This window comes from Motilibacter aurantiacus, assembly GCF_011250645.1.
GTDB lineage: Bacteria > Actinomycetota > Actinomycetes > Motilibacterales > Motilibacteraceae > Motilibacter_A > Motilibacter_A aurantiacus.
In genome coordinates this window covers 649,217-674,611 of sequence record NZ_JAANNO010000001.1, presented here as the reverse complement: position 1 = coordinate 674,611, position 25,395 = coordinate 649,217, and the positions used below count along the sequence as shown (strand labels likewise).

Here is a 25,395-nt window from a genome sequence, read left to right as displayed (position 1 = left end):
CTCCCCTGTCCCTCGGTCCCACCCGGACGGGGAGGGCGGCGCTCACCCTTGTTCGCGCCGGGCGGTTCCGCGCGAGTTCAACCGCGCGGCCTGCCGCAGCAGATGGTCCCTCTCCCGGGAGTTGGAGGCTTGTCGGGCGGCTTGGACGTAGAGCTCCGCTGCCACCTGCAGGTCGCCGGCGCGCTCGTGCAGATGGGCCGCCACCGCATCGTGGCGCGGCACCGTCGGGCTCACCTGCGCGAGCGCCCGCAACCCGGCCGGTGCGCCGTCGGCCTGCCCGACGGCCACCGCGCGGTTGAGCCGGACGACCGGGCTGTCGGTCAGGCGCGCGAGCTCGTCGTACCACTCCACGATCTGCACCCAGTCGGTCTCCTCGGCAGTGGGGGCGTCGGCGTGCAGCGCGGCGATCGCCGCCTGGGCCTGGAACTCGCCCAGCCGGTCGCGGGCGAGCGCCGCCTGCAGGACGGCGACGCCCTCGGCGATCAGCGTGGTGTCCCACCGGGTGCGGTCCTGCGCCGCGAGCGGCACGAGGCTGCCGTCGGGAGCGGTCCGGGCGTCGCGCCGGGCGTGGTGCAGCAGCATCAGGGCGAGCAGCCCGGCCACCTCGGGGTGCTCGACCCCGGCCGCGAGCTGGCGGGTGAGCCGGATGGCCTCCGCCGCGAGGTCGAGGTCGCCGGAGTAGCCCTCGTTGAACACGAGGTAGAGCACGCGCAGCACCGTGGCCACGTCGCCGGGCCGGTCGAGCCGGACGTCGGCGACGGTGCGCTTGGCCCGGCTGATGCGCTGCGCCATCGTCGCCTCCGGCACGAGGTACGCTGCCGCGATCTGGCGCGTGGTCAACCCGCCCACCGCCCGCAGCGTCAGTGCGACCGCGGACGACGGGGTCAATGACGGGTGCGCGCAGAGGAAGTAGAGCTGCAGCGTGTCGTCCACGTCGGGCGCCGGGCCGGGCGCCGGCTCCTCGTCGGCGAGCTCCTCGCGCCGCCGCCGGGCGGCGTCCGAGCGGCTCATGTCGAGGAGGCGGCGCCACGCCACGGTGACGAGCCAGCCCTTCGGGTCGCGCGGCGGGCCGGCCGGCCAGCTGCGTACCGCCTCCACCAGCGCCTCCTGCACGGCGTCCTCGGCCGCGGCGAAGTCGGCGCCGCGGCGGACGAGGGCCCCCAGCACGCCCGGGGTCAGGCTGCGCAGCAGGGCCTCGTCCCCCGGGAGGCTCACTCGGTGACGGTGGGGGGCTCGGTGAGGAAGGGGCGCAGCTCGAGCCACTCGTGGATCGGGCGGCCGCCGGCCCCGGGCGCGGCCGAGAGCTCCGCGGCCAGCTCCAGCGCACGCTCGTGACTGTCGACGTCGATCGCCATTCAGCCGGCGACCAGGTCCTTGGTCTCCGCGAACGGGCCGTCGGTGACGGGCGGGCGGCCGTCCCCGTCGTACCGGACCCAGGTGCCCTCGGGAGCGAGCGCCTGCGCATCGACGAACTCGCCGGTCTCCACGAGCCGCGCCGCGAACTCCTGCATGAAGCGGACGTGAGCCGTGACCTCGTGCGGCGCCCACCTGTCCATCGGCACGTCGTTCACCGGAGCGGGGGCTCCCCGGTAGTGCTTGAGCAGCAGGTACTTCATGGTCGGTCTCCTCGCGCCGGTGCGGCCCATCCTGGCCGCTGTGCCCCGGGGACGGAGCAGGGCCGGCGTTCTCGACATCCGCGCCGGAGAAGTCCTCGTCCGTTGCTCCCGCCGGCCCTGCCTCGCTCCTCGGGCAGGGGGAGCGGGGCTGGCGCGACGGGAGCGAGCCGCGGGGTGACCGCTACAGGTCCTTGCGCTCGAAGACCACGGCGGCGAGTGCCCACACCATGACGACCCAGACGACCGCCCACGCCAGGTAGGAGAGGGTCAACGGCGCGACGCTGAGGAACGGGAAGGCCTCGGAGTCGGCGCCGCCGAACTGCACCAGCGCGGACGGGTCCTGGAAGCCGTGCATGGCCCCGCGCCAGAGGCCGTCGGTGGGCAGCAGCATGCGCGACACGGAGCCGACCCGCTCGACCGCCTCGTTGTCGAGGGAGCCGCCGATGCCGCCGACCACACCGGCGATCCAGGTCGTGCCGAAGAGCCCGACGGCGACCACCCCGGACGCCATGGGGGAGATGGCCGTCGACAGCAGCAGGGCGAGGGTGAGCAGCACGACGGTCTGCCCGCCCAGCAGGGCCAGCGCGGTGGCCGGGTCGGGGGGCCAGTAGTCCACCGTGAGGTGGACGACCACGCACTGGGCGAGCCCGGCCACGACGACGAACCCGCAGCCGAAGGCCACCAGCCCCAGCCACTTGCCCAGCAGCAGCGCCGAGCGCCGGATGGGCCGGGCCAGCACCGACAGGGCGATGCCCGACTCCGTCTCGCCGGACAGCGTGGGCCCGGCGAGGAACGCCGTCCCGAGCGCGGCGATGAGGCTGAAGCCGAACATCACCAGGTTGATGAGTATGGACGCGGTCAGGCGCGCCTCACCGCTGGTCAGGGTGCTGTCGCCGGACTCGGCCGCCACCCGGGAGAAGCCCCAGGCGCTCAGTGCGAGGAGCAGGACGGTCATCACCCCGAGGGCCAGCAGCACGCGGCGGCGGGCCGCCTCGCGCAGCGTCAGCGCCGCAATGGTCCCCACGACCCGCAGCGTGCTCATCGGGCACCTCCGTCCGAGGACGAGCGGAGGATGCCGAGCAGCCGCTCCTCCAGCGTGATCCGCGCCGGCTCGACCGCGTGCACCGCGACTCCCCGGGCGACCAGACCGGCGACCAACGCCGGAACCGCGCTTCCGTCGTCGTCGGCCGGCAGCGCGACCGTGACCCACTCGCCCGCGCGCTCGAGCACGCCGGCGGCGGCGAGCAGGGCCTCGGCCGCGGGTGTCAGCCCCGTGAGCTGCAGCCGCAGCTCGCGCTGCCCGAGGAGCTCGGTCAGCGTCCCCGAGGTCGCGACGCGGCCCCGGTCGAGGATGACGACGCGGTCACAGACCCGCTCGACCTCGCCGATGAGGTGGGAGTTGAGCAGCACCGCCACGCCGTTGGCCCGCAGGTCGAGCACGATGTCGCGTACGTCCGCCCGGCCGAGCGGGTCCAGCGCGCTGGTCGGCTCGTCGAGGACGACGAACTCGGGCCGGGCCACCAGCGCCACCGCCAGCCCGAGCCGCTGCTGCATCCCCTTGGAGAAGCCGCCGACCCGGTCCCCGGACCGCTCGGCGAGCCCGACGAGCGCGAGCCGCTCGCGCTGCTCGGGCACCGGCACGTCCGCGCCCGAGAGCCGGACGTGCAGCGCCAGCACCTCGGCCGCGCTCAGCCACGGCTGGTAGCGGAAGAGCTCGGGCAGGTAGCCGACCCGCGCCCGGGCGGCGGGGTCCCCGGCCGGCCGGCCGAGCAGCATGACCTCGCCGCCGTCGGGATGGACCAGGCCGAGCAGCATCTTGATCACCGAGGTCTTGCCGGCGCCGTTCGGCCCGAGCAGGCCGACGATCTCGCCGCGCCCCACCTCGAGGGACACGTCGGCCACGGCCTGCCGCTTGCCGTACCGCTTGCGCAGGCCCGAGCACCACGCCGCGGGCGCGGCGGGCAGGCCGGAGACCAGCCGTGCCTCCGCGCCCAGCGCCCGGTCCTCGCCCGGAGCCTCGAGCCCTGCCGTCACCCGAGCTCCCGGGCGACGGTGAGCAGCTCGTCCTCGTCCGGGGAGCCGGCGACGACCGTGACGAGGCCGTCCGACACCCACACGACGGCCGAGAACGCCGTGTCGCGGGTGGTCAGCACGGTCGCCTCGGCCCCGTCGACCTGCGCCGAGCGCATCGACACCTGGTCCGTCGGCACCGGCAGCGGCAGCGTCGACCCGTCCGCGGTGAAGGTCCGCAGCTGCGCGGCGACCTCGACCGGCAGCCCCGGCAGGGAGAGCAGGTAGTCGCGCACCGGGGCGAACGCCACCCCGGAGGAGTCCGCGCTCGGGGCCACGGCCCGGGCCACGACGAGGGCGGGCAGGCCGCTCGAGGACTCCCACACCTCGGCCACGCCCGGGCCGGCGGTCATCCGGACCGACGCGCCGTCGAGCCCGGGCGGAACCGGGGGCAGCTGCTCGCCGGTGGCGGCGGCCGCCTGCGCGGCCTGCTCGGCGGAGAACGTGAACGTCGCGCTCGCCCGGGAGCCGACCTGGTAGTCCGGCTCGCCCGTGACACCGCGGGGCAGGTCGCCGACCCGCGGCACGTCGAGCCCGCTCGCCGCCGCGGCGGCGGACGCGTCGTCGACGCTGCTGAGCCGCGGCTCGGAGACGTCGGTGATGTCGCCGTACGCCTCCAGGTCCGGCAGCGCGACGAGGTCGGCCGAGGCGAAGCCGACGGGGGCGACCTTCTCGGTCCGGAAGACGGTCAGCCAGTCGTTGGCGGCCGCGGTGCCGGCCCCGGCCAGCACGACGGCCACGCCGAGCGCGGCCGCGGCGGGCCGGCGGAGCAGCGCGCGGGGGCGCGTGGGCCGCGACCGGGCCGGGGCGGGGGACGCCGGTGCCGCGGCGGCCGCGGCCAGCCGCTGCCAGCCGGCCTTCACGTCGACGGGGGCGGGGGTCTCGAGCGCGGCCCCGACGCGCTCGGCGTCCCGGCGCTGCTCGGCCACCTGGCCCAGGCACCGGGTGCAGTCGAGCACGTGGCGGCGGTCGGCGTCCGCCACGCCGGCGGGCTCGTCGAGCAGCCGGCGCAGCGCGCTCTCAGTGGGGTGACGCATGACGGTCCAGCTCCTTGCGCAGGGCGGATTCGGCGCGTCGCACGGTGGTGCCGACGCTGCCGGGGGACATGTCCAACGCCGTGGCGACGTCGGTGTAGCTCAGGCCGCTGTGCCGCAGCACGAGGGCGATCGCGGACTTTCGCGGCAGCCGGGCGAGGGCCGCGCGTACGCGGCGGCGCTCCTCGAGCGTCACCACGGCCTGCGCGACGTCGGGCACGACGGCCTCCTCGGCCGCGGCCGCGGTCTCCTCCCGGGACGCCCGGCGCCGCCCCGAGCGGATGAGGTTGAGCGCGGTGTGGGCCGCGGCGACCGAGAGCCAGCCGCGCGCCTCGGCGGCCGGAACGGACGAGCGGCTGAAGGACAGGAAGACCTCCTGGGCGACGTCCTCGGCCTGGTGCCGGTCGCCCAGCACGCGCGCGGCGACGCCGACCACCCGCTGGTAGTCGCGCCGGAAGACGTCCTCCAGGTCGGCGCGCACCGGCCCGCCGGCCGTTCCCGCCACCTCGCGCCCCCTCCGTTCGGGCTGGACCGCGGTGGGCGTGTCCGCGCGCACCGCCGCTGCGGCCGCCACGGCCACGGCCGCGGCCGCTCCTCCGTGCCGTATCAGTTCCATGCTCCTGAAGCACCGCCGGCGGCGGGAATGTGACAGCGGCTTGCGGCGGCGTCAGGCGCGGTCGACGGCGAACGCGGTGAGGAAGCCGAGCGTGGTGATGAGCCCGGTGAAGAGGCCCGCCTTCTCGAACGCCTCGGGGATCATGGTGTCGGCCAGCATGGCGAGGATCGCCCCCGCGGCGACCGCGGTGATCGCGGCGACCGTCGCGTCCGAGGCGCCCTGCAGGACGAGCGCGCCGATCAGCGCGGCCAGCCCGCTCGCGAGCGCGATGCCGCCCCACACCCCGAACACGTACGCCGGGCTGCGCCCCGCCCGCTTCATGCCGGCGGCGCTGGAGAGCCCCTCCGGCACGTTGGAGATGAAGACCGCCGCGAGGACCCCGACCCCGACCCCGCCGCCGCCGAGCAGCGACAGGCCGAGGACGACGGACTCGGGGATGCCGTCCAACAGTGCCCCGACCGCGATCGCCGCGCCGCTGCCGGAGTCCTCCTCCTCCGAGGGCTGCTGGTCCTGCGAGCGCTTGCGGTGCCGGGCCCCCTGCCGGGCCAGCAGCACGTTGGCCAGCGAGTAGACGACAGCGCCGCCGAGGAAGCCGCCGATGGTCGGGCCCAGCCCGCCGGTGCGCTCGGCCTCGTCGACCAGCTCGAAGGCGAGCGCCGAGATGAGCACGCCGGCGCCGAAGGCCATGATCGCGGCGACGACGCGCTGGGGGACGCGCACGAACCAGGCGACGAGCGCGCCCAGCACCAGGGCGAGGCCGCCGACGAGCCCCCACAGCCCGGCCTGCAGCTCCAACGGCATCGGACGGCCCCTTTCCGGCGCCGCGCTCGCCGCGCCCGCCCCTCCCTGCCCACCGGGCCGGAGCGCGAAGCGTCAGGCGCTGGGGACGACGTCGACCGCGGCGTCCTCGAGGCGTACGCCCGCGACCTGCGCCTCGACGCTGCGCCGGAGCGCCTCGTGCAGCGTGCGCGGGGTGAGCACGCCGACGTACCGCTCGCCGTCGAGCACCGCGACCCAGCCCGCGTCGTACTGGAGCATCTCCTGGAACGCCTGCTTGAGCGAGGCGCGCGCCGGCACCCACGCCTCCATCCGGTGGCAGACGTCGGCGACCGTGCCCGACCCCCGCACGGTGTCCGCCACCCCGATCCAGCCGCGCAGCGCCCCGGCGTCGTCCAGGCAGACGGCCCACGCCGCCCCTTCCCGGCGCAGCACCTGCGCGGCCTCGCCGACCGGCGCGGAGGTGCGGACCACGGGGGGCTGCTCGAGGTCGCCGTCCGCGATGGGGGTGACCGACAGCCGCTTGAGCCCGCGGTCGGCGCCGACGAACTCCGCGGTGAAGCCGGTGGCCGGCGAGCCCAGGACGTTGGACGGGGTGTCGTACTGCTCCACGTGCCCGCCCTGGCTCAGCACGCAGATGCGGTCGGCCATCCGGACCGCCTCGTCCAGGTCGTGGGTGACGAGCACGATCGTCTTGCGGACCTCCTCCTGCAGCCGGAGGAACTCGGCCTGCAGCCGGTCGCGGACCACCGGGTCGACCGCGCCGAACGGCTCGTCCATGAGGAGCACCGGCGGGTCCGCCGCGAGCGCCCGGGCCACCCCGACGCGCTGGCGCTGCCCGCCGGACAGCTGGGCGGGGTAGCGGTTGGCGTACAGCTTCGGGTCCAGCCCCACCAGCTCGAGCAGCTCGGCGGCACGGGCGCGGGCGCGCTTGCGGTCCCATCCGAGCAGCCGGGGGACGGTGGCGGTGTTGTCCAGGATCGTCTTGTGCGGGAAGAGCCCGACCTGCTGGATCACGTAGCCGATCCGCCGCCGCAGCGCGACCGGGTCGGCGCTCGTCACGTCCTCGCCGTCGAGCAGGATCCGCCCGCTGGTCGGCTCGATGAGCCGGTTGATCATCTTCAACGTCGTCGTCTTGCCGCACCCGGACGGGCCGACGAGGGCGACGAGCTCTCCGGCCCGCACGTCCAGGTCGAGGCTCTGCACGGCCACCGTGCCGTCGGCGTAGCGCTTGCCCACGCCGTCGAGACTGATCATCGAATCCCCGGTAGCGTCCATCCGTGGCCCTCTCCTCCGCTGCCCAGAACCCTTGGGTGGACTGGGGGTACGTCCGCGACAACCGCGACACCATCCTGACCGCTCTCGAGCAGCACGTCACGCTGACGCTGACGACGGTCGTGATCGGGACGCTGATCGCGCTGCCGCTGGCGGTCGTCGCGCGGCGCTGGCGGTGGCTGCGCGGGCCGGTGATCGGCACCGCGGGCGTGCTCTACACGATCCCCTCGCTCGCGCTGTTCTCGCTGCTGGCGCCCTGGACCGGCATCGGCGCCCGCACCGTGCTCATCGGGCTGGTGATGTACGCCCTGCTGCTGCTCGTGCGCAACGTGCTCGCCGGCCTCGACGGCGTGCCCGACGAGGTCCGCGAGGCGGCCCGCGGCATGGGGTACGGCCCGGTGCGCATGCTGCTGGTGGTCGAGCTGCCGATAGCGCTGCCCGCGGTGATGACCGGCATCCGGCTGGCGACGGTCTCCACCGTCGCGCTGGTCACGGTCGGCGTGGTCGTCGGCTACGGCGCGCTGGGCGGGCTGATCGTCAGCGGCTTCGACAACAACTTCTACAAGGCGCAGATCTTCACCGCCACCGCGCTCTGCGTGCTGCTCGCGCTGCTGCTCGACCTGCTGCTGCAGCTCGCGACCCGCCTGCTCGTGCCCTGGGCGCGGGGGAGGGCTGCGGCATGAGCTACCTGTCCGACGCCTTCACCTGGCTCAACGACCCGCTCAACTGGAAGGGGCCCGACGGGGTCACGGCCCGGTTGGTCGAGCACCTGGAGATCACCGGGCTGGCCGTCCTGCTCGGCGCGGTGCTCGCCCTGCCGCTCGGTGTCTGGCTCGGCCACGCCGGGCGCGGCGGCACGCTGACCGTCGCGCTGACCAACGCGTCCCGGGCCGTGCCGACGCTGGCGGCGCTGACGATCCTGGTCGTCGCGACCGGCGACCTCGGCAACGCCCCCACGATCTACGCCCTGGCGCTGTTCGCGGCGCCGCCGATGCTCGCGAACGCCTACGTCGGCGTGCGGGGCGTCGACCGCGACGTCGTGGAGGCCGCTCGCGGCATGGGGCTGTCCGGGCTGCAGACGCTGCTCCGCGTCGAGCTCCCGCTGGCGCTGCCGCTGCTCATGGCCGGCATCCGGACCGCGGTGGTGCAGGTCCTCGCGACGGCGCCGCTGGCGGCGTACGTCGGAGGCGGCGGCCTGGGGCGGCTGATCCGGTCCGGCTTCAGCACGCAGGACTACGGGCAGACGCTCGCCGTCGCGCTCCTCGTCGCGGCACTGGCGCTGGCCGCGGAGGGGCTGCTGGCCGCGGCCCAGTGGGCCGTCACGCCCGGCCGGTCGCTCGCGGCCCGCCGTCCTCGGCCGGTGGAGCTGTCCGATCCCGTCCCCGCGCGTCCGTGATGCGAGCGGAATAGAAAGCCGCCTTGCGTCAGCTGCGCCCGTCATGTGGGGTGGGTCGCGGTGGGAGCCGCGTGGCCCCCATCGCCGCCTCGAGCAGAGGGGCGGCGCGACCGACGCGAGGAGCACGTGGTGCGCAGGACCATTCAGGGCGGGCGGGGCAAGGCCTTCCGCGTGGCGTTGGTGGCGGTCGCCGTGACCGCCCTCGCGGCGTGCGGCGAGGAGGGCTCCTCCTCGGACGAGGGGGCGGCGGCGCCGGCGGCCAGCGCGACGGGGAGCGCGCCCGCGGCGGGCACGGGCTCGTGCGAGCCGGTGGCCGGGGACGAGCTGGTCGTGCTCGACGACGACCAGAAGCTGCAGACGGTCGACAACATCATCCCGGCGATCACCGCCAAGTCGGCGACGGAGCCGCTCGTCACCGCGCTGGACAAGGTCTCGGCCGTGTTGACCACCGACGACCTGGTGGCGCTCAACCGGCGAGTGGTCGTCGACCGCGAGACGTCCCCGAACGTCGCCGAGGACTACGTCGCCGAGAAGGGCCTCGCGCAGGGGCTGTCCGGCGGGTCGGGCAAGGTGGTCGTCGGCGCGGCGAACTTCGCCGAGAACCAGACGATCGCCGAGATCTACGCGCTCACGCTGGACGCGGCCGGCTTCGACGCCTCGACCCGCACGATCGGCAACCGCGAGGTCTACCTGCCGGCGCTGACCAAGGGCCAGGTCCAGGTCGTCCCGGAGTACGTCGGGACGCTGACCGAGTTCCTCAACAAGCAGGAGAACGGCGCGAACGCCCCGGCCCAGGCCAGCAGCGACCTCGACGCGACGGTCACGGCGCTGACGAGGCTGGGCGAGTCGGCCGGGCTGGCGTTCGGCGAGGCCTCCGAGGCCGCCGACCAGAACGCGTTCGCGGTCACCAAGGCCTTCGCCGACGAGCACTCGGTCTCGACGCTCTCGGAGCTGGCGGCCGCGTGCGGCTCCGGGCTGGTCCTCGCCGGGCCGCCCGAGTGCCCGGAGCGCCCGTTCTGCCAGCCCGGGCTGGAGGAGACGTACGGCCTGAGCTTCGAGTCGTTCACCCCGCTCGACGCCGGCGGCCCGCTGACCCAGGCCGCGCTCAAGCAGGGCCGCGCCTCGCTGGGCCTCGTCTTCAGCTCCGACGGCGCGCTCAGCGCGGGCTGAGCGCCCCGGGGCGGCTCGTCCCGCTCCCGCGCACCCCGTCGAGCGCGCTGGTCCCGGGCGACCCGCCCGGTCAGCGCGCCGGCGGGCGTCTGCGCACCGTTCCGGTGCCGGGCGGCCCGTCAGCCGAACGGGTCGCCCGCGCGCCGCGCGTCGGCTGGACACGCCGGTGCCCGTATCCTTGGCCCCATGTCTGCCCGGCATCGCCGCCCCTCGCGCTTCGCCCGTCTCGTCTCGCGGCTCTCGGCGCTCCTCACCGGGCGACGCGCGGTGCCGGCCCAGCGCGCTGCCCGCCCGGCGGTGACGGCCGCGCCCGCCGCCCCCGCGCTCGCGCAGGCCGCTCCGGCCCCCGCGCCCGGCGTTGTCGCGCCGCAGCCGGAGCTCCACGCCGTGCCGCAGCCCGCCGCTGCCGCCCCGGAGCTGGCCGTCGAGGCCGCCGCGCTGCGCAGCCAGGTCGAGGCCCTGACCGGCGAGCTGCAGGCCCTGCGCGCGGAGCTCTCGGGCACCAGGTCCCGGCTCGGCGCGGTGAAGGCGCAGCTGCTGCAGGCCCAGGCGGAGGTCGTCGCCGCGCAGGCGGCCCGCGACGCCGCGGCGGTCGCGTCGCACGCGCTGGCCTACCCGGCGTCGGGGACGGCCGGCACGCACTCCGGCCCGCTGCCCATCGTCATCCCGCTGCGGCGGGTCAACGGCCGCACCCGCGCCGCCTGACACCCGCGGGCTGAGCTGCGCTCACCGGTCCATGTCGCCGGTGACGAAGAACAGCGAGCAGAGCACCGGCACCAGGTCCTGCACCCGGCACCCGGGCAGCAGCGCCTCCAGCGCCTGCACGTTGCCGAACGACGCGCTACGCAGCTTCAGCCGCCACGGCACCTTCTCGCCGCGGCTCACCAGGTAGTAGCCGTTGAGCCCGAGCGGGTTCTCCGTCACGGCGTACGCCGACCCCTCCGGGACGGTCAGCACCTTCGGCAGCCGGACGTCCACCGGGCCCGGCGGCAACGCCGCGAGCCGGTCCAGGCAGGCGTCGGCCAGGTCGAGCGCGACCCGCGCCTGCTCGGCCAGCACCTCGAACCGCGCCAGGCTGTCGCCCTCGGCCCGGGTCACGGCGGGGACGTCGAGCTCCCCGTACGCCAGGTAGGGCGCGTCGCGGCGCAGATCGGCCGCGACCCCGCTCGCGTGCGCGACCGGGCCGCTCGCGCCGTACGCCAGCGCGTCCGTTCGGGTCAGCACGCCCACCCCGCGCAGCCGGTCCCGGAACCGCTCGTCCCCGACCGACACGGCCTCGACCGCCGGCCACTGGGACCGCACGTGCGCCACGGCCGCGCGGGCCCGGCCCGTCCAGCCGTCCGGCAGGTCCTCCTTCAGCCCGCCGACCCGGTTGAACATGAAGTGCACGCGGCCGCCGGACACCTCCTCCAGCACGGCCTGGAGGGTCTCGCGCAGCGCGAGGATGTCCGGGTACGTCGTCGTCGCGGCGTCGGCACGCGCCGGGTCCGGCGGGGACGCGAGGAACATCAGCGCGGCGAGCACCCGGTTGAGCTCGGCGAGCAGGGTGCGTACCCAGACCGCGCGCTCGGGCGGGTCGAGCCCGAGCATCCGCTCCACGGCCAGCACGACGCCGAGCTCGTTGGCGAACGCCGAGAGCCAGTCGTGCCGGTTGGCCAGGACGATGACCTGGCGGTAGTCGCGCACCTCGAAGAGCTTCTCGGCCCCGCGGTGCATGTAGCCGACGACCGGCTCGGCCGCCACGACGACCTCGTCCTCGACCTGCAGCCGCAGCCGGAACGCGCCGTGGGCGGACGGGTGGTGCTGGCCGATCGGCAGGACGAGGTCGGCCCGCGAGGGGTGGCCGCCCTCGACGGCGGCTCCCGGGGCTGCGGCAGACGTCAGGCCGACGCCGACGACGAGTTCGGGCACGGGCGGCAATGGTGTCACCGGGCGCCGGGGGGCGAGCACCTAGGCTCCCCAGCGTGGACACGACGGGTGCTGACGCCTTCGACCCGCCCGGCACCCCGTGGCACCCGGTGTCGCCGCGGCTGGCGACCGTGCGCCGCGGGCTGGCGGCGGCGCTGATCGGCGTCCCGGCCCTGGGCTCCGCGGTGCTGCTGGCCCTGGTGGCCGCGCCGGGGTGGGCGGCGGTCCCGGTCGTCGTCGGGGCCGCGCTGCTGGCGTGGGCCTGGGTCGTCGTCGGCCGCCAGGTGGCGGCGTGGGGCTACGCGGAGCGGGACGACGACCTGCTGCTGCGCAACGGCGTGCTCTTCCGCAGGCTCGTGGTGGTGCCGTACGGCCGGATGCAGTTCGTGGACGTCACGGCCGGCCCGCTCGACCGGGCCGCGGGGGTCGCTCGGGTCCAGCTGCACACCGCCTCGGCCACGACCGACGCGTCCATCCCGGGGCTGACCCCGGCCGAGGCCGCCCGGTTGCGCGACCGGCTGGCCGCCCGTGGCGAGGCCCGCGCGGCGGGCCTGTGAGCGAGCCCGTCGCGGCCGGCACCGGCCGGGCCGTCGAGCTGCGCCGCCTCCACCCGCTGACGCCGTTCGTCCGGGGCTGGAAGGCGCTCGCGGTGATCGTGGCGATCCTCGGCCAGCAGGCGGCCGACGGGCGGGGCGGCTCGCCGCTGCCGATGCTCGTCGCGCTCGCCGCCGTCGTGCCGCTCGCCCTCGTCTACGGCTGGGTGGCGTGGCTGTTCACCCGGTTCGGCTTCGACGGGGAGGAGCTGCTCATCGAGAGCGGCGCGCTCTTCCGGCGGTCGCGGCGCGTGCGGCTCGACCGGCTGCAGGCCGTCGACGTCGTACGCCCGCTGCTGGGCCGGGTGCTGGGGCTGGCGGAGCTGCGGCTGGAGGTCGTGGGGGGCAAGGCGAGCGAGGGTGGCCTCGCCTACCTGTCCGAGGACGCGGCCGTGCGGCTGCGCGCCGAGCTGCTCGCCCGCGCTGCCGGGGTCCGTGCCGCGGAGGGGGAGGACGCCCCGGAGGCCCCGGAGGTCGTGCTGCACAAGGTCCCCCCGGGGCGGCTTCTCGGCTCCGTGCTGCTGTCGATGCCCACCATCGTGTCGGGCGTGCTCGCGGTGGCGCTGCTGGTCGGCGTGGCCATGACAGGCGAGCCGAGCTTCGCCTTCGCGATCCTGCCCGTCCTGATCCCCCTCGGCGGCGGGATGGCACAACGGCTGATCAGCGAGTTCGATTTCACGATTGCCGGTTCGCCGGACGGGCTTCGGCTGCGGCGCGGGCTGCTGGAGACGCGCGCCCAGACCGTTCCACCGGGCCGGGTGCAGGCGCTGCGCATCGTCTCGCCGCTGCTGTGGCGGGCGCGCGGGTGGGTGCGGGTGGAGGTGTCCGTGGCCGGCTACGGCAAGGAGGCGGCGTCGGAGAGCAGCGCGCTGCTGCCGGTCGCGCCGCGGGCGGAGGCGTACGACCTGGTCCGGCTGGTGCTCCAGGCCGAGGTGGGGCCGCACCCCGGCCCGGAGGCGGTGCCCCTGGCCGGCGTGCCGCGCCGCGCGCGCTCGATCGACCCGGTCGCGTGGAGGGGCCTGGCGGTCGGCGCCGACGACAAGGTGTTCGTGTCGACGCGCGGCGTCCTCCGCCGCGAGCTCGACGTCGTGCCGCACGCCAAGGCGCAGTCGGTCCGGGTGACGCAGGGCCCGGTGCAGCGCCGGCTCGGCCTCGCCTCCCTCCACATCGACCTGCCGCCCGGCATCCGCCCGTACGCCGACCACCGCGACGCGGTCGAGGCGCGCGAGCTGCTGGCCCGCGAGGTGGAGCTGGCACGGGCGGCCCGCCGGCGGGCCGTGCCGGAGCGGTGGGCGGAGCGGCCCGAGGGCTGACGCCCGCGAGCAAGGCCGCCGCACGACACGCGGCGGTCGACGGCTGTCCTCGAGCTCGCGCCACGGCGACGGTCGAGGAGCTGGGGTCACCGGGCGCGGGCAGCAGCCCGCAGCAGCAGGCCGAGCGCCAGGACGGCGACCCCGGCCACGACGCTCGCCCAGGGCAGGGTGGCGGCCAGCACCAGGCAACCCGTGAGCCCGACCGCTGCGACCGGGCGCCGCAGGGCGGTACGCGCCGGCAGCGTCCACGCGCCGGCGTTGGCGACCGCGTAGTAGACGAGGACGCCGAGCCCGGAGAAGCCGATCGCCCCGCGGATGTCGGCGACGCAGACGATCGCGACGACCACCGCCCCGAGAGCGAGCTCGGCCCGGTGCGGCACGCCGAAGCGCGGGTGCACGGCCGCGAGGGCCGGCGGCAGCTCACGGTCCCGGGCCATCGCCAGCGTGGTGCGGCCGACGCCCGCCATGGCGCTGAGCAGGACCCCGAGCGCGGCCGTGACGGCCCCGACGCGGACCAGGGGTGAGAGCCCGTCGAGGCTGCCGGCGGCCACCGCGTCGCGCAGCGGCGCGGCGGACGTGGCGACGCCGCCCGCGCCGAGCACGAGCAGGACGCTGACCCCGACGAGGGCGTAGACCACGACGACGACGCCGAGGGCGACGGGCACGGCGCGCGGGATCGTCCGGGCGGGGTCGCGCACCTCCTCGCCGAGCGTGGCGATGCGCGCGTAGCCCGCGAAGGCGAAGAAGAGCAGCCCGGCGGCCTGCAGCACCCCGTAGCCGTCGAAGCCCTGCAGCCGCAGGTTGGCCGCGTCCGTCGCGCCGCCGGCCAGGCAGCCGGCGACGACCAGGGCCAGCGACCCCAGCGTGACCGTGACCAGGGCCCGGTTGAGAGCGGCCGTCCGCGTGATCCCCCGGTAGTTGACGGCGGTCAGCGCCCCGGCGGCGACGACGGCCGCGAGGCGCGGGTGCCCCGGCCAGGCGTACGCCCCGGCGGTGAGCGCCATGGCCGCGCAGCTGGCGGTCTTGCCGACGACGAAGCCCCAGCCGGCGACGTACCCCCACACCGGGCCGAGCTGCCGCCGGCCGTAGAGGTACGCGCCGCCCGCCTGCGGGTGGGCCGCGGCGAGCGCGGCCGTCGACGTGGCATTGCAGTAGGCGACGACGGCCGCGACGGCCAGTGCGAGCAGCAGCCCTGTCCCGGCCGCCCCGGCGGCGGGGGCGAAGGCGGCGAAGACGCCGGCGCCCAGCATCGCGCCGAGCCCGACGAGGACGGCGTCGGCGACCCCGAGCTCGCGCCGGAGCGCGGGCCCCTCCGGTGCGGCGGCTGCAGAGCTCACCCGGGCAGTGTGTCCGGCGGACGTGAACGGCAGGTGCCGCGGCGGGCTACTCCCGGCCCAGCGGCTCGTCCCACCCGGTCTGCGGCGTCGCGCAGGTCTCCCGGAACACGTACTGCGAGACCAGCTTCCGCTGCGAGCTGGTCCAGTCGATCGCCGGTCGGCGCTGCTCCGGCGGGAGGTAGCCCAGCCGGTAGACCGCCATGAGCTCGAGGTCGTCGGGCACGCGGAGGAGGTCGACGATCCGGTCCCACTGGCCGGGCACCTCCATCGGGAACGAGACGAACTGGATGCCCATCCCGAGCTCGACGGTCGTGAGCCAGATGTTCTCCATCGCGGCGCCCATGCTGAAGACCGAGTAGAACGACGACAGCTCGCCGGGGCGGTACTCCGACCGGTCGAGCATGACGCCCATCAGCAGGGGGCAGCCGGCGACGAGCTTGCGGTTCTCGCTGCCGAGGGTCTGCGGCACCCGCATGGCGTTCATCAGCCTCTGCCCCCGCGAGGTGAACACCTGGGAGGTGAACGGGCGCAGCGGCGCGGGGAGCTTGTCGAACAGCATCCCGTCGCGCCGGCGCTCCATCTCCTCGCGGCTGAAGCGGAAGTACGGCTTGTAGCGCTCGAAGAACGTGCCGTTGGACATGGCCGTCGTCATGCTCTCGCCGCTGATGTCGGCGATCGCGTCGATGGTGGCGCGCTCCTCCACGAGCACGAACCGCCACGGCTGGCTGTTCAACTGCGACGGCGCGCGCCCGGCGACCTCCATGAGGATGCGCTGGTGCTCCTCGGACACCGGGTCCGGCAGCATCGCGCCGTTGGTCGTCCTCCGTCGACGGATGGCGTCGAGCAGCTCCACGCCCTACCTCCTGCTCAGTCCGAGGGCGGCGACGTAGAACGGCGCCGCCGACAGCGCGACGACCCTATGCCGCGGCCCGTGCGTGCCGAGGTGGGGAATGAGCGCGAGCGGGACCGCGGCGGGCAGCAGGGCGTACGCCGCGGGGCGGCGCTGCAGCAGCCCGGCCCCGGCGGCGGTGGCCGTCAGCGTGGCGGTGGTGACGAAGAGCGCGTGGTGCAGCCAGCGCACCCGCCGGGTGTCGACCCCCGAGGCGGCCGCGGTGCCCAGTGCGCAGTTCGCCGCGTAGCTCACGGCCGCCACACGGACGAGCGCATCGGCGTTCATGCTCTCTCCTGCACCAGGAGGAGCCGGTACGGCCGCTGCCGCTCGACGCTCCAGCCGTCCGGGACGTGTGCGGCGAGCTCCGAGCGGCGGTAGCTGCGGCGGATCGACAGCCGCCCGTCGACGTGGACGAAGGAGCGGCCGCGCAGCGGGAAGGTGGCGGCCGACCAGGCGGCGTACGCCAGGGGCGAGCGCTCGATGTCGTTGTGCACGACGAGCCGGCGGGCGAGCGCGGCGCTGTCGGCCAGCAGCCCGGCGAGCCCGGGGCCGTCGAGGTGGTGGAGCAGGTGGTTCGAGACGACGAGGTCGAACCGCTCCCCGGCGGCGACCAGGTCGGAGGAAGTCGCCTGCAGGAACAGCACGTCGGGCGACGGGGTGGCGGCCGCGAAGGCGCACGCCCGCTCGTCGGGGTCGATCGCGGTGACGTCGAGCAGCAGCCCGTCTCGCCTGGCCCACCCCGCCAGCGCCCGCGGCACGTCGCCGCCGCCGAAGCCGATGTCGAGCAGCGATGTCGGCCGGTCGGCCGAGAGCAGGGGACGCAGCCGCCGGACGTAGACCCGCCGCCATCCGGACACGGCCCGGTTCACCAGCCGGAACTGCGCGTACGTAGACCGCAGCAGCCGGAGGTCGCAGGCCGGGTCGTCCATCAGCTCGCGCGCCTCGGTGTCGCGCGTCGCCAGGCCGGGCATCAGGCGGCTCCCCGCGTGAGCAGCGCCGTCTCCACGGTCAGCCCGGGCCCGAAAGCGACGGCGGCCACCCGGGCCGGCGTCGGCGGCAGGGGGGCGTACAGGATCTCGCGCAGGATGAAGAGGACGGTCGCGCTCGACATGTTGCCGTAGCCGCGCAGCACCTCCCGCGACGGCGCGAGCTGCTCGTCGCTGAGCCCGAGCGCCCCCTGCACGCGGTCGAGGATGGCGCGGCCTCCGGGGTGGACCGCCCAGTGCTCGATCTGCGCGGCCGGCCGGCCCTCCAGCAGCGGCTCGAGCGCCGCGTGGATGTCGCCCTCGATGATGCGCGGCACGTAGCTGCTGAGCACCATGTCGAAGCCGTGGTCGCCGATGGTCCAGGCCATGTCCTGCTCGCCCTGCTCGGTCAGCACCGTCTCGAGGGCGTCGATCGTGAGGATCGGCTCGCCCGCGGGCGCCGGCCGGGCCGTGACGACCGCCGCGGCCGCCCCGTCGGCGAAGACCGAGGAGGAGACGATGGTGTCCGGGTCGTCGGCGACGTGCAGGTGCAGCGTGCACAGCTCGACGCTGACCACGAGGACGACGGCGTCCGGCTCGGCCTCGCACGTCGAGCGCGCCGCACGCAGCGCGGGAAAGACGCCGTAGCACCCCATGAAGCCGACGTGCAGCCGCCGGGTCGACGGGCGCAGCCCCAGCTCGCGGACGAGCACGTAGTCCGGCCCGGGCGCGAAGAAGCCGGTGCACGAGACGGTCACGACGTGGCTGACGTCGGACGCCTCGAGCCCCGCCGCCTTGAGTGCCCGCCGCCCCGCCTCCACGAGCAGGTCGCGGGAGAGCCGGGCGTACGCGGCGTTGCGCGCGCCCGTCGGCGGCGCGAGCACCAGGGCCCGCCCGGGGTCGACGAAGAGCGGGGCCCCGTGCGTGACGCCGTCGAGCTCGTCGATCACGGTGTGCCGGGTGTCGATGGCCGACGCGTCGTAGACGGTGCGCACGAGCCGGCGCGCCAGCGGGCTGAGCCCGGGCTGGGCGGCCATGAGGTCGCGGAGCACCGGCTGCGGCATCGGGCGGGGCACGGCGGTCTCGATCGAGCGGATCGCGACACGGGGCAGCGTCACGCGGCGTGCTCCGCGCAGGTCGTACGTCGGCTCATCTCGTAGTCCTGCCCCACGAGGCCCTAGTTGAGCACGCGAACGAACGGGGCGCATCCGGCTGGGCCGGGCGGCGCCGCGCGGCCGCGATGCGCGGCGCCGGTGGACGGGGCGCCTACGCTCGGCTCGTGGCCGCACACGCCGCCGAGCCCCCCGCCCGCCTGCGCTGGGCGGTCGAGGTCCTCGACCCGCAGCCCGCCGACCGGGTGCTCGAGGCCGGCTGCGGCCCAGGCGTCGCGGCCGGGCTGGTCTGCGCCCGGCTGGCCACCGGACACCTGCTGGCCATCGACCGCTCCGCGACCGCCGTGGCTCGCGCCGCGCAGCGCAACCGGGAGCACGTCGAGGCCGGGCGGCTCACCGTCCGGCAGTGCGCGCTCGCCGACCTGGAGCCGGAGCGGGGGAGCGTGGACCGCGCCTTCGCCGTGAACGTCAACGTCTTCTGGACGTCGGGCGCGGAGCGGGAGGTGGCGGTGCTCGCGGCGGCGCTGCGGCCGGGCGGGACGCTGTGCCTGTTGTACGACGCGGCCGCGCCGTCCGGGGCGGCCCGGGCCCTCGACGCCACGCAGGCCGCCCTGGCCGCCGCCGGGCTCGGGCAGCTCCAGACCCTCCGGTCGCCCGTCGGCGTCGGGGTGCGCTGCCGCGCCCCGGGCCCGTGAGCGGCTACGCCTGCTGGGCGTCCCACCCGGTGTAGGTCCCGCCGTTGCGCTCGACCACCTCGCGGACGGCGGCCAGGTCGCCCTTCAGGAACGTCTCGTCGAGCGTGCCGAAGCTCGTGGCGCTGAGCTCGAAGCTGTCGGCCTCGCGGATGTTGGCCAGCGGGGTGACGGTCAGCCCGAGGACGGACAGCTCGGTGGACACGCTGTCCAGGGTCGGCTGGTCGGAGAACTGGGCGCGGTGCTCGACCGCCACGGGCTGCCCGGCCTTCAGCCCGCGGGCCAGCGCCTGGGCGACGACCTGCTGGTCGGCCGCGGCGAGGCCGCCGAAGCCGGCGGCCGAGGTGCCCGCGGGGCTGGGCTGCGCCGCGGGCGCGCCCGGCGCGCCCGACGACCGCGGCGCCGAGGGGGTGACGGCGGCCGGCGCGGACGGAGCCGCCGGCGCAGGCGCCCCGGGCGTACCCCCGGCCAGCGGCGGCACCGCCGGCTCGGCAGCCGTGCTGCCCACCGGTGCCGGGGAGGTGGCGGACGGCCCGGCCGGCGTGCTCTCCTCGCCGTCGTCGCCGGAGCAGGCGCTGATGGCGAGCAGCAGGGCGAGGGCGCCCGCTGCCGAGGACGTGCCGACTCGGACAGACATGTCCTCATCGTCGCGCATCTGACCAGGGACGGCCGCGCGATTCGCCGGACGGCCAGGTCAGCGCCCCCTACTCTGGCCCGCACCATGATTCCGCCGCTGGTTCCCGACGCCTTCGACCCTGCCTCCCCGGCGTTCGTCTCCGACCCCTACCCCGTCTACGGCGAGCTGCGGAAGCTCGGACCGGTCTCGTGGTCACCGCGCACCGGCCAGTACGTCGTGGCCCGCGCCGCCGACGTGGACGCCGTGCTGCGCGACCGGCGGTTCGGGCGGTCGTACCTCCAGGTCGCCACCCACGCGGAGATGGGCCGCCCGGAGGACCCACTGCACCTGGCCCCGTTCTGGGACGTCGTGCGCAACGGCATGCTCGACACCGAGCCGCCGGACCACACGCGGCTGCGCCGGCTGGTCGCCAAGGCGTTCACCCCGCGGCGCGTCGAGGGCATGCGCGCGTCGATCGACCGGATCGCCACCGGGCTCGTGGACGACCTGCTCGCCGCCGGGGCCGACGGCTCGCCCGTCGACCTCAAGCCGCTCGTGGCCGAGCCGTTGCCCGTGGACGTGATCGCCGACCTGCTCGGCGTGCCGCAGGCGGACCGCCACCTGCTGCGCCCCTGGTCACAGGACATGTGCCGGATGTACGAGCTGCGCCCCACCGCCGACGACGAGGCCCGCGCGGTCTCGGCCGCCGAGGAGTTCGCCGCGTACCTGCGCGCCCTCGCCGCCGAGCGGCGGGCCCGCCCGCAGGACGACCTGGTCACCGCGCTGACCGAGGTGGTCGACGAGGGGGAGCGGCTCACCGAGGACGAGCTCGTCGGCACCTGCGTCCTGCTGCTCAACGCCGGCCACGAGGCGACCGTCGGGGTCACGGTCAACGGGGTCGCGACGCTGCTGCGCCACCCCGACCAGCTCGAGCGGCTGCGTGCGGACCTCTCCCTGGTGCCGACGGCGGTCGAGGAGGTCATGCGCTACGACACGCCCCTGCAGCTCTTCTCGCGGTGGGCGCTGGAGGACGCGGACGTCGGCGGGGTGCCCGTCGCGCGTGGCAGCCAGGTCGCGCTGCTGTTCGGGTCGGCCAACCGGGACCCGGAGCGCTTCGAGGACCCGGACCGGCTGGACGTCGGGCGCTCGTCCAACCCGCACATCAGCTTCGGCGCCGGCATCCACTTCTGCCTGGGCGCACCGCTCGCCCGGCTCGAGCTGCAGACGGTCTTCGCCGAGCTCGTACGCCGCGTCCCGCGCCTCGCGCTGGCCGCGGAGCCCGAGCTCGGCCGCGGCTACATCATCCGCATCCTGGAGACGCTGCCGGTCACGGTGGGCTGAGCGCCCCTCGGCCGGGCGGTGCGCTGACCCTCCCGCGGCCGGCCCTGGGGCGGTGATCATGGGCAGATCAGCGGCACACCTCGGCGTGTCGCGCTGACCTGCCCATGATCAGCGGGCTCCGGGGGCTCCACCCCCCCGAGTGAGCCTCAGAACGTGAAGCGGTCGACCTCCGCCTTGAGGCCGCTGGCCATCGACGCCAGCTCGGCCACGGCCGCCTGCGAGGCGCCGAGCGCGCTGTTGGTCGTCTCGGCCGCGGCGGAGACGCCGGTGATGTTGTGGGCGATGGCGCTCGTGCCCGACGCCGCCTCGCTGACCGACCGGCTCATCTCGTGGGTGGTCGCCGTCTGCTCCTCGACGGCGGACGCGATGGTGGTCTGGAAGTCGTTGATGCGGGCGATGATCGCCGCGATCTCGCCGATGGCCTCGACCGCGTTGGCCGTGTCCTCCTGGATCGCCTGGACGCGCTTGTGGATGTCCTCGGTGGCGCGCCCGGTCTCCTGAGCGAGGTCCTTGACCTCTCCGGCCACGACGGCGAAGCCCTTGCCGGCCTCGCCGGCGCGTGCGGCCTCGATGGTGGCGTTGAGGGCGAGCAGGTTGGTCTGCTCGGCGATGGAGGTGATGACCTTGATGACGTTGCCGATCTCGGCGGACGAGGCGCCGAGCTTGGAGATCATCTGGGTGGTGCTCTCGGCGACGCCGACGGCCTCGCCCGCGACGCGGGCGGCCTCGTTGGTGTTGAGCGCGATCTCCCGGATCGAGGCGCCCATCTGCTCAGCGCCGGCGGCGACGGTCTGCACGCTGCCCGACACCTCGGACGCGGTCGCGGAGACGACACCGGACTGGGTGCTGGTCTCCGCGGCGGACGCGGCGATGCGGGCCGAGGAGCTCGACAGGTCGCTGCTCGCGGCGGCGACGGCGTCGGCGGAGGAGACGACAGCGCCCATCACCCGGCGCAGCGACTCCAGGGCGGAGTCCAGGGCGGCGGCGGTCTGGCCGACCTCGTCGCTCTGGCTGACGCCCGTCGGCTGGGTCAGGTCGCCCTCGGCGAGCCGGGTGGCCGCCTCGCGCACCCGGCTGAGCGGGCCGGTGACCGAGCGCGCGATGACGACGCCGACGCCCATCGCGAGCACCACGCCGAGCAGCAGGACCACGATGAGGGTGGCCCGAGTCGAGGAGTACGAGTCGGCGGCGCTCTTCGCGCTCGCGCCGGCCTTGTCCTGGTTGGCCTGGGCCAGCTTGTCGAGGTTGCCCACGATGCCGCCGGTGATCGCCGGGATCTGGGCGAGCGCCTGCGCCTGCTCCTCGGCCGTCCCCTGGCCGATCCGCTCCACGACGTCGAAGTACGCGTCGACGTTGGCGAGGGCACCGGTGAGGAGCGCCTTTTCCTGCTCGCTCGGGTCGACCTTCGCGAGGTAGGCCTCCGCGGTGTCGCGCAGGGCCTGCGCCGCGGCGTCGCGACCCTGCGTGTACTTCGCCCGGTCCTCCTCGGTCTTGGCGTTGTTGAGGTTCACCATGTTGAAGCGCACGGTCATCATCTGGAAGCGCATCTCCTGCGCGAGCGAGATGCCGCTGACGTCCTGCTCGTACATCTGGCGGCTGTCGTCCGCGGTGGAGCCCAGGGCGCGCAGCCCGAGCACCCCGACGAGGAGCGCGGCGAGGCTCGCCACCGTGACGGCGACGAGGATCTTCGGTGCGACTCCGAGGCTGCGGAGGCCGCGGACGGCGGGGGTACGCGTGGACATGGGGTCTCCGGGGCGGTGCGGCGGCGGAAGGGACCGAGAAAGAGGCTGTGCTTTCCGATCGGTCGCAGCGGCCGGGCATGAAGCGGAATGCTGTTCGTTACGACCGGGAATTGCTTCTAGACATTTGTGCCTCGAGCTCCCGGAACGCCATCCAGAGGGCCGGGCAGGGCGAAGCCGCCCACCGCCTGCACCAGCCAGCAGAAGCCGCCGAGCCCGTCGGGGTCGCGCAGCTCGGCGACGCGAGCGCGCCGCTCGAGCGCCGCGAAGCCACCGTCGACCGGCTCGGGGAGCAGGTGGCCGAGCACCGCGCGCTGGGTCGCGAGGACGTACGCCCGGGCGCCGGCCGCCAGGCCCGCCGCCGCCACCGCGTCCATGGCCACGGCGGCCGTCACGTCGCACGAGCCGTCGGGCACGGGAGGCACCAGCCGGCCGTCGCGGTGCCCCCGCAGCGTGCCCGCGGCGTACGCGCCGGCGGCCCGCTCCACCCGCAGGTGCGCGTAGTCGACCGCGACCGCGAGCCCGCCGCGCAACGTCCCGACCGCGGCGGCCCAGGCCCGGTCGCGCGGTCGGCCGACCTCGGCCCGGTCCCCGACCTCCCGGAGCGGCCACCAGCGGCGCAGCCAGGCCCGATCGGCCGGGGAGGGTGGCGGCCCGGGCGTCTCGGCGCCCGACCGCGGGTCGACGAGCACCGTGCGGACGCCACCGGGCGTCCGCTCCACGACGTCGACCGGGACGTCGTCGAGCCATTCGTGGCCGAGGAGCAGGGCCGTCCCGCCGCGCGGCGGCCGGAAGGACCACCGGACCTGCCCGGGCAGGCCGTCGGGCCGAGGGGCCACGTCGACCCCGTGCAGGGCAAGGCCGGGGTCGGCCTCGGCCAGGGCCAGGAGCAGCTCTCCGCGGCCGGCGCCGATGTCGACGACGCGGCGCAGCCCGGCCGCCCGCGCCAGGCGAGCCAGCGCCTCGGCCAGCAGCAGCGGGGAGGCGTGCACCGAGGTGCGGAAATGGCCGGCCGGGCCTTCGGGCCGGCGGTAGAAGCCCGCGGGCCCGTAGAGGGCGTGCCGGACCGCTGCTCGGTAGGGGAGCGGCCCGGCCACGAGATGATCATCCCGCCTGTCGAAGTAGGCTGACGCCGTCTGGTACCCCTCGCGGACTGGAACGCCCATGTCTTCGTCTCAACCGTCCGCCGGCCGCGCGCGCCCGGCGCGGCTCCGCGTCGGGGTCGTCGGCACCGGCCGCGTCGGAGCCGTCCTCGGGGCCGCCCTCCGCGCCGCCGGGCACTCGGTGACCGCCGCCTCCGGTGTCTCCGAGGCGAGCCGCACCCGGGCGGACGCGCTGCTGCCCGGGGTGCCGCTGCGCGACCCGCGCGAGGTCGTCGCCGACGTCGACCTCGCCCTGCTCGCGGTGCCCGACGACGACCTCCCCGCGTTGGTCGAGGGCCTGGCCGCGACGGGGGCCGTCCGCCCCGGCCAGCTGATCGCCCACCCCAGCGGCCGGCACGGCGTCGCGGTCCTCGAGCCGGCGACGCGCGTCGGCGCGCTTCCGCTGGCGCTGCACCCGGCCATGACGTTCACCGGCACCAGTGTCGACCTCGCCAGGCTGTCCGGCTGCTCCTTCGCGGTCACCGCGCCCGCCGCGCTGGTGCCCATCGGCCAGGCGCTCGTCGTCGAGATGGGCGGGGAGCCGCAGGAGGTCGCCGAGGAGGCGCGCCCGCTCTACCACGCGGCGCTGGCCAGCGCCGCGAACAGCATCGTGACGCTCGTGGCCCAGTCGAACGAGCTGCTCGCCCGCTGCGGTGTCGAGCACCCGGCCCGCTTCGTCGCGCCCCTGCTCGGCGCCGCGCTCGACGGCGCCCTGCGCTCCGGGGACGCGGCGCTCACCGGGCCGGTGGCCCGCGGGGACGCCGGGACGGTGGCCGCGCACGTGCGCGAGCTGTCCGCGGTCTCGCCCGAGGCGGCCGCGGCGTACGTCGCCCTCGCCCGCCTGCAGGCCGACCGGGCGCTCGCCGCGGGGCTGCTGAGCCCCGAGCGCGCGGAGGCGCTGCTCGACGTGCTTGCCGGGAGCCGCTCGTGAGCGCGCCGCAGCTCGTGACGACGCGGGCGGAGCTGCGCTCGGCCCTGGCCGGGAGGGGCGGCCCGGTCGCGGCCGTCTTCACCATGGGCGCGCTGCACGCGGGGCACGCCGCGCTCGTCCGCGCTGCCCGCGAGCGTGTCGGGGCACCCGGGACCGTGGTGGCGACGGTCTTCGTCAACCCGCTGCAGTTCGGGGCGGGGGAGGACTTCGACCGCTACCCGCGGACCCTGCAGGCCGACCTCACGCTGCTCGGCGAGCACGGCGCCGACCTCGCGTTCGCCCCCGGCGTCGACGAGGTCTACCCGGAGGAGCCGCAGGTCCGGGTCGTTCCCGGCCCGCTGGGCGAGCAGCTGGAGGGCGCGGCCCGGCCCGGCCACTTCTCCGGCGTGCTGACCGTCGTGCTGAAGCTGCTGCACCTCACCACGCCGGACGTGGCGTTCTTCGGGGAGAAGGACTACCAGCAGCTGGTCCTCATCCGTCGCATGGTGCGCGACGTCAACCTCGCCGTCGACGTCGTCGGCGTCCCGACCGTGCGCGAGCCGGACGGCCTCGCGCTCTCCAGCCGCAACAAGTACCTCGACGCGAGCGAGCGCGACGTGGCCCTGGCCCTGTCCGCGGCGCTGCGGGCCGGCGCCGACGCCGCCGGCAGCGGCTCCGACGCGGTGCTCGGCGCCGCCCGCGCCGTCCTCGCGGCGGAGCCCGACGCCGTCGTCGACTACCTGGAGCTGCGCGGCCCGGCGCTCGAGCCCGCGCCGCTCTCCGGCGAGGCGCGCCTGCTCGTGGCCGCCCGGGTCGGGAAGACCCGCCTCATCGACAACGTTCCTCTGAACCTCGATCTACCGAAAACTAAGGGCTGAAGC

General features: G+C 75.8%; 26 protein-coding genes and 1 pseudogene. 10 read left to right on the top strand and 17 right to left on the bottom strand.

Annotation, left to right across the window (positions count from 1 at the left end; genetic code table 11):
• Positions 1 to 42: 42 nt before the first annotated feature.
• The 8 genes and pseudogenes from G9H72_RS03110 to G9H72_RS03075 form a co-directional block, all read right to left on the bottom strand.
• On the bottom strand, positions 43 to 1,215 hold the full coding sequence (locus G9H72_RS03110) for an RNA polymerase sigma factor (RefSeq protein WP_166167155.1): 1,173 nt from the start codon (positions 1,213 to 1,215) through the stop codon (positions 43 to 45).
• A pseudogene (locus G9H72_RS23310) lies at positions 1,212 to 1,616 on the bottom strand (YciI family protein). Before G9H72_RS23310 ends, G9H72_RS03110 begins: the two are co-directional and overlap by 4 nt.
• A gap of 181 nt (positions 1,617 to 1,797) precedes the next feature.
• Positions 1,798 to 2,658, bottom strand: a complete 861-nt coding sequence (locus G9H72_RS03100) for an ABC transporter permease (protein ID WP_166167152.1) — start codon at positions 2,656 to 2,658, stop codon at positions 1,798 to 1,800.
• Positions 2,655 to 3,650 (bottom strand): ABC transporter ATP-binding protein, encoded by a 996-nt coding sequence (locus G9H72_RS03095; RefSeq protein WP_331271925.1) that lies wholly within the window; start codon positions 3,648 to 3,650, stop codon positions 2,655 to 2,657. The genes G9H72_RS03100 and G9H72_RS03095 overlap by 4 nt, the downstream gene beginning before the upstream one ends.
• Positions 3,647 to 4,723, bottom strand: coding sequence for a hypothetical protein (locus tag G9H72_RS03090; protein ID WP_166167149.1), 1,077 nt, complete (start codon positions 4,721 to 4,723; stop codon positions 3,647 to 3,649). Before G9H72_RS03090 ends, G9H72_RS03095 begins: the two co-directional genes overlap by 4 nt.
• Entirely contained in the window at positions 4,707 to 5,336 is a 630-nt protein-coding gene (locus tag G9H72_RS03085) for a sigma-70 family RNA polymerase sigma factor (RefSeq protein ID WP_166167146.1), read from the bottom strand. Before G9H72_RS03085 ends, G9H72_RS03090 begins: the two co-directional genes overlap by 17 nt.
• A gap of 51 nt (positions 5,337 to 5,387) precedes the next feature.
• Positions 5,388 to 6,137 carry a ZIP family metal transporter gene (locus G9H72_RS03080; RefSeq protein WP_166167143.1) on the bottom strand — a complete coding sequence of 250 codons (750 nt, stop codon included), beginning with the start codon at positions 6,135 to 6,137 and terminating at the stop codon, positions 5,388 to 5,390.
• A 72-nt stretch (positions 6,138 to 6,209) separates the two neighbouring features.
• The gene (locus tag G9H72_RS03075) at positions 6,210 to 7,370 is read right to left on the bottom strand and encodes an ABC transporter ATP-binding protein (RefSeq protein ID WP_166167140.1); all 1,161 of its coding nucleotides are present in this window, start codon (positions 7,368 to 7,370) and stop codon (positions 6,210 to 6,212) included.
• Positions 7,371 to 7,393: 23 nt separating this feature from the next.
• Between G9H72_RS03075 and G9H72_RS03070 the strand changes: the two genes are divergently transcribed.
• From G9H72_RS03070 to G9H72_RS03055, 4 genes are all read left to right on the top strand, one after another.
• Positions 7,394 to 8,071: an ABC transporter permease gene (locus tag G9H72_RS03070; RefSeq protein ID WP_166167137.1), complete on the top strand. Its 678-nt coding sequence runs from the start codon at positions 7,394 to 7,396 to the stop codon at positions 8,069 to 8,071.
• Positions 8,068 to 8,784: an ABC transporter permease gene (locus tag G9H72_RS03065; RefSeq protein ID WP_166167134.1), complete on the top strand. Its 717-nt coding sequence runs from the start codon at positions 8,068 to 8,070 to the stop codon at positions 8,782 to 8,784. Before G9H72_RS03070 ends, G9H72_RS03065 begins: the two co-directional genes overlap by 4 nt.
• Positions 8,785 to 8,913: 129 nt before the next feature.
• Complete coding sequence (locus G9H72_RS03060; protein ID WP_331271924.1) at positions 8,914 to 9,954, top strand: glycine betaine ABC transporter substrate-binding protein; 1,041 nt, start codon at positions 8,914 to 8,916, stop codon at positions 9,952 to 9,954.
• A 186-nt stretch (positions 9,955 to 10,140) separates the two neighbouring features.
• Entirely contained in the window at positions 10,141 to 10,659 is a 519-nt protein-coding gene (locus G9H72_RS03055; protein WP_166167131.1) for a hypothetical protein, read from the top strand.
• Between the two features lie 21 nt (positions 10,660 to 10,680).
• On the opposite strand, the gene G9H72_RS03050 is transcribed toward G9H72_RS03055, so the two are convergent.
• Positions 10,681 to 11,865 (bottom strand): NADH-quinone oxidoreductase subunit D, encoded by a 1,185-nt coding sequence (locus G9H72_RS03050; protein ID WP_331271923.1) that lies wholly within the window; start codon positions 11,863 to 11,865, stop codon positions 10,681 to 10,683.
• Between the two features lie 53 nt (positions 11,866 to 11,918).
• Between G9H72_RS03050 and G9H72_RS03045 the strand changes: the two genes are divergently transcribed.
• Both G9H72_RS03045 and G9H72_RS03040 read left to right on the top strand, forming a co-directional pair.
• Positions 11,919 to 12,419 carry a PH domain-containing protein gene (locus G9H72_RS03045; protein WP_331271922.1) on the top strand — a complete coding sequence of 167 codons (501 nt, stop codon included), beginning with the start codon at positions 11,919 to 11,921 and terminating at the stop codon, positions 12,417 to 12,419.
• Positions 12,416 to 13,768, top strand: a complete 1,353-nt coding sequence (locus G9H72_RS03040; protein ID WP_166167125.1) for a PH domain-containing protein — start codon at positions 12,416 to 12,418, stop codon at positions 13,766 to 13,768. The genes G9H72_RS03045 and G9H72_RS03040 overlap by 4 nt, the downstream gene beginning before the upstream one ends.
• Positions 13,769 to 13,854: 86 nt before the next feature.
• On the opposite strand, the gene G9H72_RS03035 is transcribed toward G9H72_RS03040, so the two are convergent.
• From G9H72_RS03035 to G9H72_RS03015, 5 genes are read right to left on the bottom strand one after another with little or no spacing between them, the layout of a single operon-like run.
• Entirely contained in the window at positions 13,855 to 15,105 is a 1,251-nt protein-coding gene (locus G9H72_RS03035) for an APC family permease (protein ID WP_166167122.1), read from the bottom strand.
• Positions 15,106 to 15,151: 46 nt separating this feature from the next.
• Entirely contained in the window at positions 15,152 to 15,958 is an 807-nt protein-coding gene (locus G9H72_RS03030; protein ID WP_166167119.1) for a nitroreductase family protein, read from the bottom strand.
• Positions 15,959 to 15,961: 3 nt separating this feature from the next.
• Entirely contained in the window at positions 15,962 to 16,282 is a 321-nt protein-coding gene (locus tag G9H72_RS03025) for a hypothetical protein (RefSeq protein ID WP_166167116.1), read from the bottom strand.
• Complete coding sequence (locus G9H72_RS03020; protein WP_166167113.1) at positions 16,279 to 16,968, bottom strand: class I SAM-dependent methyltransferase; 690 nt, start codon at positions 16,966 to 16,968, stop codon at positions 16,279 to 16,281. The genes G9H72_RS03025 and G9H72_RS03020 overlap by 4 nt, the downstream gene beginning before the upstream one ends.
• Positions 16,968 to 18,080 carry a type III polyketide synthase gene (locus tag G9H72_RS03015; RefSeq protein ID WP_331271921.1) on the bottom strand — a complete coding sequence of 371 codons (1,113 nt, stop codon included), beginning with the start codon at positions 18,078 to 18,080 and terminating at the stop codon, positions 16,968 to 16,970. Before G9H72_RS03015 ends, G9H72_RS03020 begins: the two co-directional genes overlap by 1 nt.
• Positions 18,081 to 18,241: 161 nt before the next feature.
• On the opposite strand from G9H72_RS03015, the gene G9H72_RS03010 reads away from it, so the two are divergent.
• Positions 18,242 to 18,769 carry an SAM-dependent methyltransferase gene (locus G9H72_RS03010; protein ID WP_331271920.1) on the top strand — a complete coding sequence of 176 codons (528 nt, stop codon included), beginning with the start codon at positions 18,242 to 18,244 and terminating at the stop codon, positions 18,767 to 18,769.
• 4 nt (positions 18,770 to 18,773) lie between these two features.
• Here G9H72_RS03010 and G9H72_RS03005 read toward each other — a convergent pair whose 3' ends face one another.
• On the bottom strand, positions 18,774 to 19,403 hold the full coding sequence (locus G9H72_RS03005) for a ribonuclease E inhibitor RraB (protein WP_166167104.1): 630 nt from the start codon (positions 19,401 to 19,403) through the stop codon (positions 18,774 to 18,776).
• A gap of 84 nt (positions 19,404 to 19,487) precedes the next feature.
• Here G9H72_RS03005 and G9H72_RS03000 point away from each other — a divergent pair, with 84 nt between their 5' ends.
• Positions 19,488 to 20,723, top strand: coding sequence for a cytochrome P450 (locus G9H72_RS03000; protein ID WP_166167101.1), 1,236 nt, complete (start codon positions 19,488 to 19,490; stop codon positions 20,721 to 20,723).
• Between the two features lie 146 nt (positions 20,724 to 20,869).
• Here G9H72_RS03000 and G9H72_RS02995 read toward each other — a convergent pair whose 3' ends face one another.
• Both G9H72_RS02995 and G9H72_RS02990 read right to left on the bottom strand, forming a co-directional pair.
• Positions 20,870 to 22,465 (bottom strand): methyl-accepting chemotaxis protein, encoded by a 1,596-nt coding sequence (locus G9H72_RS02995; RefSeq protein WP_166167098.1) that lies wholly within the window; start codon positions 22,463 to 22,465, stop codon positions 20,870 to 20,872.
• Positions 22,466 to 22,581: 116 nt separating this feature from the next.
• The gene (locus G9H72_RS02990; protein WP_331271919.1) at positions 22,582 to 23,559 is read right to left on the bottom strand and encodes an SAM-dependent methyltransferase; all 978 of its coding nucleotides are present in this window, start codon (positions 23,557 to 23,559) and stop codon (positions 22,582 to 22,584) included.
• Between the two features lie 67 nt (positions 23,560 to 23,626).
• Here G9H72_RS02990 and G9H72_RS02985 point away from each other — a divergent pair, with 67 nt between their 5' ends.
• The gene (locus tag G9H72_RS02985) at positions 23,627 to 24,535 is read left to right on the top strand and encodes a Rossmann-like and DUF2520 domain-containing protein (RefSeq protein WP_166167092.1); all 909 of its coding nucleotides are present in this window, start codon (positions 23,627 to 23,629) and stop codon (positions 24,533 to 24,535) included.
• On the top strand, positions 24,532 to 25,392 hold the full coding sequence (panC, locus tag G9H72_RS02980) for a pantoate--beta-alanine ligase (RefSeq protein WP_166167089.1): 861 nt from the start codon (positions 24,532 to 24,534) through the stop codon (positions 25,390 to 25,392). Before G9H72_RS02985 ends, panC begins: the two co-directional genes overlap by 4 nt.
• Positions 25,393 to 25,395 lie beyond the last annotated feature (3 nt).

Excerpts from the sequence above, each read along its gene's own strand:
- G9H72_RS03100 (WP_166167152.1), bottom strand. The coding sequence starts at position 2,658 with ATGAGCACGCTGCGGGTCGTGGGGACCATTGCGGCGCTGACGCTGCGC.
- G9H72_RS03090 (WP_166167149.1), bottom strand. The coding sequence starts at position 4,723 with ATGCGTCACCCCACTGAGAGCGCGCTGCGCCGGCTGCTCGACGAGCCC.
- G9H72_RS03085 (WP_166167146.1), bottom strand. The coding sequence starts at position 5,336 with ATGGAACTGATACGGCACGGAGGAGCGGCCGCGGCCGTGGCCGTGGCG.
- G9H72_RS03080 (WP_166167143.1), bottom strand. The coding sequence starts at position 6,137 with ATGCCGTTGGAGCTGCAGGCCGGGCTGTGGGGGCTCGTCGGCGGCCTC.
- G9H72_RS03075 (WP_166167140.1), bottom strand. The coding sequence starts at position 7,370 with ATGATCAGTCTCGACGGCGTGGGCAAGCGCTACGCCGACGGCACGGTG.
- G9H72_RS03065 (WP_166167134.1), top strand. The coding sequence starts at position 8,068 with ATGAGCTACCTGTCCGACGCCTTCACCTGGCTCAACGACCCGCTCAAC.
- G9H72_RS03055 (WP_166167131.1), top strand. The coding sequence starts at position 10,141 with ATGTCTGCCCGGCATCGCCGCCCCTCGCGCTTCGCCCGTCTCGTCTCG.
- G9H72_RS03025 (WP_166167116.1), bottom strand. The coding sequence starts at position 16,282 with ATGAACGCCGATGCGCTCGTCCGTGTGGCGGCCGTGAGCTACGCGGCG.
- G9H72_RS03020 (WP_166167113.1), bottom strand. The coding sequence starts at position 16,968 with ATGCCCGGCCTGGCGACGCGCGACACCGAGGCGCGCGAGCTGATGGAC.
- G9H72_RS03005 (WP_166167104.1), bottom strand. The coding sequence starts at position 19,403 with ATGTCTGTCCGAGTCGGCACGTCCTCGGCAGCGGGCGCCCTCGCCCTG.
- G9H72_RS03000 (WP_166167101.1), top strand. The coding sequence starts at position 19,488 with ATGATTCCGCCGCTGGTTCCCGACGCCTTCGACCCTGCCTCCCCGGCG.
- G9H72_RS02995 (WP_166167098.1), bottom strand. The coding sequence starts at position 22,465 with ATGTCCACGCGTACCCCCGCCGTCCGCGGCCTCCGCAGCCTCGGAGTC.
- G9H72_RS02985 (WP_166167092.1), top strand. The coding sequence starts at position 23,627 with ATGTCTTCGTCTCAACCGTCCGCCGGCCGCGCGCGCCCGGCGCGGCTC.